The following is a 6977-nucleotide window of genomic DNA, read 5'->3' as shown; positions in this document are numbered from 1 at the left end:
CGAGGTCGCCTACCACTGCGTCCAGGACCTCCGAGACGTGTTCCACCAGCCCACGCCCGCCCAGGGACGCCGCCTCGCCGAGCAGCTGATCGAGCAGCTGCCGTCCTGCCCGATCCCCGAGATCGCGAGGCTGGGGAAGACCCTGAGCCGCTGGAAGACCGCGTTCCTGGCCTACTTCGACACCGACGGCGCGAGCAACGGCGGGACAGAGGCCGTCAACGGGATCATCGAACTCGGCCGCCGCATCGCCAGAGCGTTCCGCAACTTCGAGCACTACCGACTCCGCATGCTCCTCATCACCGGCGGTCTCGACGCCTCACCCCACACTCAACTCTGAAGAGCCACGAATCCCCTGTTCCGCAAGGTCCGAAGCCGCTTTCTGGCACACCTGTCGGATCGGCTCATGAGCCATACGTCGGGAGTCGCCCAGAGCGACATCGCACTGACCGTCGGCGACTCGCAGCCCGCGATCGCGCAGATTCCCAGGACGTCCGCGGTTCTCGGAGAGGCTCCGGGGTCACAGCCCGTCGATCGTGTACGCGCGCTCGATGCGCTCCGTCGCCCGTCCCCAGTCGCTGTCGCGAACACGCTCCTGGTGCGCGCGGAACGATGCGGCATCCTCGAACTCCTCGTCGACCGTCCACACCAGCGGGTCCTCGGTCGCGTCGACGGCGAAGGAGATGCATCCGGGTTCGGCGCGCGTCAGCTCGATCTGCTGGGGGAGATGCGCCGCGACGATGGCGGCCTCCTGCGAGTCCCGGCAGATGAGGCGGCCCTGCAGGCGGACGGTATCCATCGGGCGAGTCTCCCATGTCGCTGTGCCAGCCGTGCCGTCCGTCCATCGGACCCTCAGATTCCCTCGGCACCGCGTCTACCCTGGGGGCATCCCCGAACCAGCCAGGAGGCTCCCATGCCGATCACCGTCAAGGCCCTGCAGAAGACCGGGCCGGACCAGCCGTTCCGCGTCGTCGAGATCGAGCGCCGCGACCCCCGCGAGCACGATGTCGTCATCGACATCAAGGCCGCGGGCATCTGCCACAGCGACATCCACACCATCCGCAACGAGTGGGGTGAGGCGCACTTCCCGCTGACCGTCGGCCACGAGATCGCCGGCGTCGTCGAGGCCGTGGGCGACGGCGTCACCCGCTACCAGGTGGGGGACCGCGTGGGCGTCGGCTGTCTCGTGAACTCCTGCGGCGAGTGCTCCGAGTGCGAGGCCGGCTTCGAGAACAACTGCCTGAACGGCAACGTCGGCACCTACAACTCCAAGGACGTCGACGGCACGATCACCCAGGGCGGCTACGCCCAGAAGGTCGTCGTCGACGAGCGCTTCGTGTGCTCCGTCCCCGACGCCCTCGACTTCGATGTCGCCGCCCCGCTGCTGTGCGCGGGCATCACCACCTACTCGCCGCTGGCGACGTGGGACGTGAAGGAGGGCCAGAAGGTCGCGGTGCTGGGCCTGGGCGGCCTCGGCCACATGGGCGTCCAGATCGCCGCGGCCAAGGGCGCGGACGTCACCGTGCTGTCCCGCAGCCTCGCCAAGGAGGAGCTCGCCCGCGAGCTCGGCGCCTCCCGGATGCTGTCGACCACCGAGGACGGGTTCTTCGAGGAGCACCGGGGCGAGTTCGACCTGATCCTCAACACGATCAGCGCCGACATCCCCGTCGACTCCTACCTCGGGCTGTTGAAGCCCCGCGGAGTCATGGTGCTCGTCGGCCTGCCGCCCGAGGCGCAGTCCCTGCACGTCGGGGCCCTGATCGGCGGCCGCAAGGTGCTGACCGGATCGAACATCGGCGGCATCCCCGAAACCCAGGACATGCTCGACTTCTGCGCCGAGCACGGCATCGGCGCCCGCATCGAGACGGTCTCGGTCGACGAGGTCGACGCGGCCTACGACCGCGTGGTCGACGGGAAGGTCCACTTCCGCGCCGTCATCGACACCTCGACCTTCGAGGACGCCCCCCTGGCCGACTGAGCACGACCGGGTGCCGTACTGCGGTGCGGTCCCGCGGCCTGACGCGCGGCCCTCGCGGCCCGCGCATGACGACGCCGCCCCGTCCAGATGGACGGGGCGGCGTCGTGCATACCGGCGAGAACCGGAGAGCGCGGGGATCGCGGGGATCGCGGGGATCGCGGTGCTCAGTACACCTTGACGCGCGTGCCCTTGCGGGTGAAGCCCTCGTCCCACAGCATGTTCATCGCGCCGACGGACACGCGCGCGCAACCGTGCGACGCGGGGCGCGGCGGGATCGAGGTGGCCCCGTGCACGGCGTAGCCGCCCGTGAAGTACGCGGGACGGTACAGGCGACCCAGCGGCGCTGTGCGCCACCCGCGCGAGACCGTGCGGTAGACCTTGAAGCTGCCGCGCGGCGTCGTCGCGATCTTCCCGCCGTCATAGCGCTCGCCGCTGCCCGTGGAGGTGTTCAGGATCCACCGGATCGACCCGCCGCGGGAGGCGATCAGCAGCTGGCGGTCGAGGTCGATCTCGATGCCGTCGGACACGCGGTTGGAGGGCCGGACCCCGGCGTCGAGCGCCTGACGGGTCTTGGGGCCCACGCGACCGTCGCGGGAGAGCCCGGCGGCCTTCTGCAGGGCGTACACGGCCTGCTGGACGGACGCGCCGAAGCGGCCGTCGGCGCGGCCGCACCAGTAGCCCAGGGAGTTCAGGCGGTTCTGGAGATCGGTGACCTGCTGGCCGCGGGAGCCGCGGCGCAGGGTGCCGCCGCCGGCGAAGGCGGAGGGCATGCCGAGGACCGTGACGGTGCCGGCGGTGACCGTGCCCAGCAGGACGGAGCGTCGGGAGGGGATCGGTGTGTTCATGGCGGACATCCTCGGTGCGTGTGAAGCGGAGGGCCTCGTCGGGATGGCGGGGCCTGCGGGGGCGGGGAAGTGCCTCCCCCGGAACACGAGGATCGTGCACCGGGCTGCTTCGATCATAGGTTGCGATTCCGACGAACCGGCACGCAGGGTGCGGATCTCCGGGGAGACTCCGTGCTGCAGGGGACATCGGAGAGCGTCCGGACGACGCGAAGGCCCCCTCCCGAGCGGGAGGAGGCCTTCGAGGTCGATCCGCGGCGGCAGCCGCCGGGGATCAGGCGCTGATCTGCTGGACCTTGCCGGCCTTGAGGCAGGAGGTGCACACGTTCACGCGCGTGGGCGTGCCCTTGATCACGGTACGCACGGACTGGATGTTCGGGTTCCAGCGGCGCGAGGTGCGGCGGTGCGAGTGGGACACGCTCTTGCCGAAGCTCGGGCCCTTGGCGCAGATTTCACACGTGGAAGCCACGACTGTCTCCTGGGGTTTCGATTCGCTGTGGGGTGCTCCGCGTCCGTGGTCCGCCGACGGATCCGGGCGGATCGCAGGACGAGCACTGGCGCACGGCAACTGAAGAATCATAGCCCATGGCCGGTGCCCGCCCCAGGCCCGCAGGCGGCGGATGCTGTGGGAACGGACACAGGGAAGGGCATGTGCGGGCCGTTCGCCCCGTCGGCGGACTCTCCGCAGGTCCTGCCGCGTCCTCTCGGGCGCCATCCCCACCCGGACGGCGCGGGGCGTCGTCCGTCGGACCACGATGGCACGATGGTCCCACGCCGCGCGACACCGTGTCCGCGAACGCGATCCGGATGGAACCAGACCAGATTGAGCAAGGCCGGATCGAACAAGGCCGGACGGGAACAGGGAGGCAGAGATGAGCGAGGGCCGCATCGATCTCGTCCTCCCCTCCGACGCCGATCCGCTCGTCGTCCAGGACCGCCCCGCCGCCCCCGCCCCGCCGCCCCTCGACGTGATCCTCTCCGGCAAGGAGCTCACCGCCGTGCGCGCCCTCGGCGCCGTGGACCTCGACGGCCTGCTGCGCATCGCGCCGCGCCGCTACGTCGTCCCCGGCCCGCTCGCCCGGATCGCCGACATCACCGCCGGCGAGGAGATCTCCGCCGTCGTCACCGTGCGGGACGTGCGCGACCGGCCCATGCGCGCCCGGCGCGGCTCCCTCCTGCTCGTCACGGTGGAGGACTCGAGCGGCCCCCTCACGCTCACCTTCTTCCTCGCGCGAGGCCACCTCGTGGAGTACCACCGCCGCTTCCTGCGCCCGGGCGTGCGCATCCTCGTCTCCGGCACGGCGGGGGAGCACCGCGGCGAGCCGCAGATCGTCCACCCCGACTACGTGGTCCTCGACGACGGCCCCACCATCGACGAGGCCATGCGGCCCGTCCCCGTCTACCCGCTGCGGGGCAAGACGACCCAGAAGACGATGCGCGCCGCCTTCGCCACCGCCCTCGAGCACGCCGACGTCCTCACCCCCGTGGTCCCCGAGACCGTCCTGCGCTCCCAGGGCCTGCCCCCGCTCGCCGAGGCCCTGCGCCTCCTGCACGCCCCGCGCGAAGAGGCCGATGCCCAGCGGGGCCTGGCGCATCTGCGCTTCGAGGAGGCGTTCGTGCTGCAGGCGATCTTCGCCCAGCGCCGCGCCGCCGACGACCTCACGCCCGCCCCCGCCCTGACCGCCGCCGGGCCGCTGCAGATCCGCCTGCGCGAGCGGCTGCCCTTCACCCTCACCGCCGGGCAGGAGCAGGTCACCGAGCAGATCGCCGAGCGCATCGCCCGCGACCGCCCCACCTCCGTGCTCCTGGAGGGGGACGTCGGCTCCGGCAAGACGGTCCTCGCGCTGCTGGCCATGCTGCGGGCCGTCGACTCCGGTCACCAAGCCGCCCTGCTGGCCCCCACCGAGGTCCTCGCCGAGCAGCACCACCGCACCATCACCGAGCTGCTCGGGGAGCTCGGTCGCGCCGGCCGCCTCGACGGCGTGCCCGAGGCCACCTCGGTGCGCCTGCTCACCGGATCCCAGCGCACCGCGGACCGCCGCCGCACGCTCCTGGACGTCGTCAGCGGCGAAGCGGGCCTCGTCATCGGCACCCATGCGCTGCTGACCGAGGGCGTGGAGTTCTCCTCCCTCGGGCTCGTCGTCATCGACGAGCAGCACCGCTTCGGCGTCGACCACCGCCGCGCCCTGCGCCGCCGCGGCGCCGACGGCTCCAGCCCCCACGTCATCGTCATGACCGCGACCCCGATCCCGCGCTCGGCCGCCCTCGCGATCGTCGGAGACCTCGACGTGCTCACCCTCACCGAGATGCCCGCACGCCGCGCCGGGACCGAGAGCTTCCTCGTGCCCGAGCGCCTCCCCGCCTGGGAGGACCGCATGTGGCGGCGCGTCGCCGAGGAGGTCCGTACCGGACGGCAGGCCTTCGTCGTCTGCCCCCGCATCATCGACGGCGAAGCGGCCGACGGGGCAGGGCAGGGTGCCGGGGGAGCAGGCGGCGAGGGGGCCGGAGGCCAGACGGAGGGCGCCGATCCGCCCCGCGGCGTCGAGCAGACCCTCGAGCGCCTCGCGGCGGATCCCCGCCTGGCCGGCCTGCGCCTGGGCATGCTCCACGGGCGCATGAGCACCGAGGACAAGCAGGAGGCGATGCGGGCGATGAGCGGGGGCGAGCTCGACGTGCTCGTCGCGACCACCGTCATCGAGGTGGGCGTGGACGTCCCCAACGCGAGCGCGATGGTGATCTGCGACGCCGAGCGCTTCGGGATCTCCCAGCTCCACCAGCTGCGCGGACGCGTGGGCCGCGGGGAGCATCCCGGCATCGTCTTCCTCGCCACGACGGCGCCGCCCGAGTCCGAGGCCGCCGAGCATCTGCGGGCGATCGCCGCGACGCGCGACGGCTTCGAGCTGGCCCGCCTCGACCTCGAGCGCCGCGGCGTCGGCGACCTCGTCGGCACCCGCCAGTCCGGGCTGCACGCCACGCTGCGCCACCTCGACATGCTCGCAGACACCGACGTCGTCGACGCGGCGCGCCAGCAGGCCGCCCGCGTCGTCGAGCACGACCCGGATCTCGATGCCCATCCGGGCCTCGCCCGCGCGGTCGCCGACCGCCTGCGCGACGCCGACCCCGACGTGGAGAGGACCTGAGATGCCCCGCATCATCGCCGGCGAGCTCGGCGGGAGGACCGTCCCGGGGCCGCCCTCGAGCCGGACCCGCCCCACTTCCGACCGGGTACGCGAGGCCGTGTTCTCCCGCTTGCAGGGTTGGGACGCGATAGCCGGGCGCCGCGTGCTCGACCTCTACGCCGGGACCGGAGCGCTGGCCTTCGAGGCCCTCTCCCGGGGCGCGCTCGACGCCGTGCTGGTCGAGGCCCACGCCCGCACCGCCGCCCAGATCACGCGCACCGCGCACGACCTCGGACTGGCCGACCGCGCCCGCGTGCAGTCCGCCCGGGCCGAGGCGGCCGCTGCCGCCCTCGCCGCCGCCGTCGGACGCGGCGAGGCCCCCTTCGGCCTCGTGCTCATCGACCCTCCCTACGACGTCCCGACGTCCGCCCTCGAGCAGCTGCTGGTCGCACTCCTGCCCGCCCTCGAGCCCGACGCCGTCGTCGCCGTCGAGCGCTCCTCGCGCAGCGCGCCCCTCGTCTGGCCCGCCGAATACGCCGACGACGGCACCAAGGCCTACGGCGAGACCGTCGTCCAGTACGGCGGGCCGTCGACCGTCGACGAGGCGGAAGGCGCGCTCGGTGACGAGCACGACGAGCGGGGGATGCATGACAGCGGCCGATGACCTGACCTGGCCGGCGCGGACCCGGCGCCTGCAGCTGCGCCCGCTGACCGCCTCGGACGCGCCCGAGATCTGGTCCTGGTACTCGCGGCCCGAGGTCACCGAGTACACGCCGACGCGGTACGCGGATCTCGCGTCCTTCGCCGCCCGGATGGAGGCGACCGCGCCGAGCACTCTGAGCGTGCTGCACCAGGAGCGGATCGTCGCGCACTGCTTCAGCGACAACGAGCCGTCCTGGCGCATCATGGCTCGGATCGGGGTGCGGCGCGAGACGCTCTTCCGCGAGGAGTCCCTGCACCGCAGCGGCCGCTGGCTGGACTCGATGACTTGGGCGATGCTGGCCACCGATCTGTGCCCGGCCGCGGCACTACAGTGACGCG

8 protein-coding genes are annotated in these 6977 nt (G+C 72.5%); 5 read left to right on the top strand and 3 right to left on the bottom strand.

Annotated features, from left to right (window positions below):
• The coding region (locus FM110_RS09560; protein WP_143276353.1) for a transposase at nt 1–337 on the top strand (337 nt) is incomplete at its 5' end.
• Between the two features lie 180 nt (nt 338–517).
• Here the strand turns inward: FM110_RS09560 and FM110_RS09555 are convergent.
• Nucleotides 518–796, bottom strand: coding sequence for a putative quinol monooxygenase (locus FM110_RS09555; protein WP_087104529.1), 279 nt, complete (start codon nt 794–796; stop codon nt 518–520).
• A 114-nt stretch (nt 797–910) separates the two neighbouring features.
• On the opposite strand from FM110_RS09555, the gene FM110_RS09550 reads away from it, so the two are divergent.
• Nucleotides 911–1975, top strand: a complete 1065-nt coding sequence (locus FM110_RS09550) for an NAD(P)-dependent alcohol dehydrogenase (RefSeq protein WP_087104528.1) — start codon at nt 911–913, stop codon at nt 1973–1975.
• Between the two features lie 164 nt (nt 1976–2139).
• Here the strand turns inward: FM110_RS09550 and FM110_RS09545 are convergent, their stop codons facing one another.
• Together FM110_RS09545 and rpmB are read right to left on the bottom strand one after the other, a co-directional pair.
• Nucleotides 2140–2820, bottom strand: coding sequence for a L,D-transpeptidase family protein (locus FM110_RS09545; RefSeq protein WP_234992153.1), 681 nt, complete (start codon nt 2818–2820; stop codon nt 2140–2142).
• A 271-nt stretch (nt 2821–3091) separates the two neighbouring features.
• Nucleotides 3092–3286 (bottom strand): 50S ribosomal protein L28, encoded by a 195-nt coding sequence (gene rpmB, locus FM110_RS14135; protein WP_159458030.1) that lies wholly within the window; start codon nt 3284–3286, stop codon nt 3092–3094.
• A gap of 403 nt (nt 3287–3689) precedes the next feature.
• On the opposite strand from rpmB, the gene FM110_RS09535 reads away from it, so the two are divergent.
• The 3 genes from FM110_RS09535 to FM110_RS14580 are packed head-to-tail and all read left to right on the top strand — an operon-like array spanning nt 3690 to nt 6973.
• The gene (locus tag FM110_RS09535; protein ID WP_087104525.1) at nt 3690–5957 is read left to right on the top strand and encodes an ATP-dependent DNA helicase RecG; all 2268 of its coding nucleotides are present in this window, start codon (nt 3690–3692) and stop codon (nt 5955–5957) included.
• Nucleotide 5958: 1 nt separating this feature from the next.
• A complete protein-coding gene (locus FM110_RS09530) occupies nt 5959–6600 on the top strand; it encodes an RsmD family RNA methyltransferase (protein ID WP_087104524.1) in 642 nt (213 codons plus the stop codon).
• On the top strand, nt 6584–6973 hold the full coding sequence (locus FM110_RS14580; protein WP_087104523.1) for a GNAT family N-acetyltransferase: 390 nt from the start codon (nt 6584–6586) through the stop codon (nt 6971–6973). The genes FM110_RS09530 and FM110_RS14580 overlap by 17 nt, the downstream gene beginning before the upstream one ends.
• The last annotated feature ends 4 nt before the right edge of the window (nt 6974–6977 follow it).

The sequence above is a fragment of the Brachybacterium nesterenkovii genome (genome assembly GCF_900163655.1).
Taxonomy (GTDB): Bacteria; Actinomycetota; Actinomycetes; order Actinomycetales; family Dermabacteraceae; genus Brachybacterium; species Brachybacterium nesterenkovii.
This window is presented reverse-complemented; position numbering and strand designations above follow the sequence as displayed.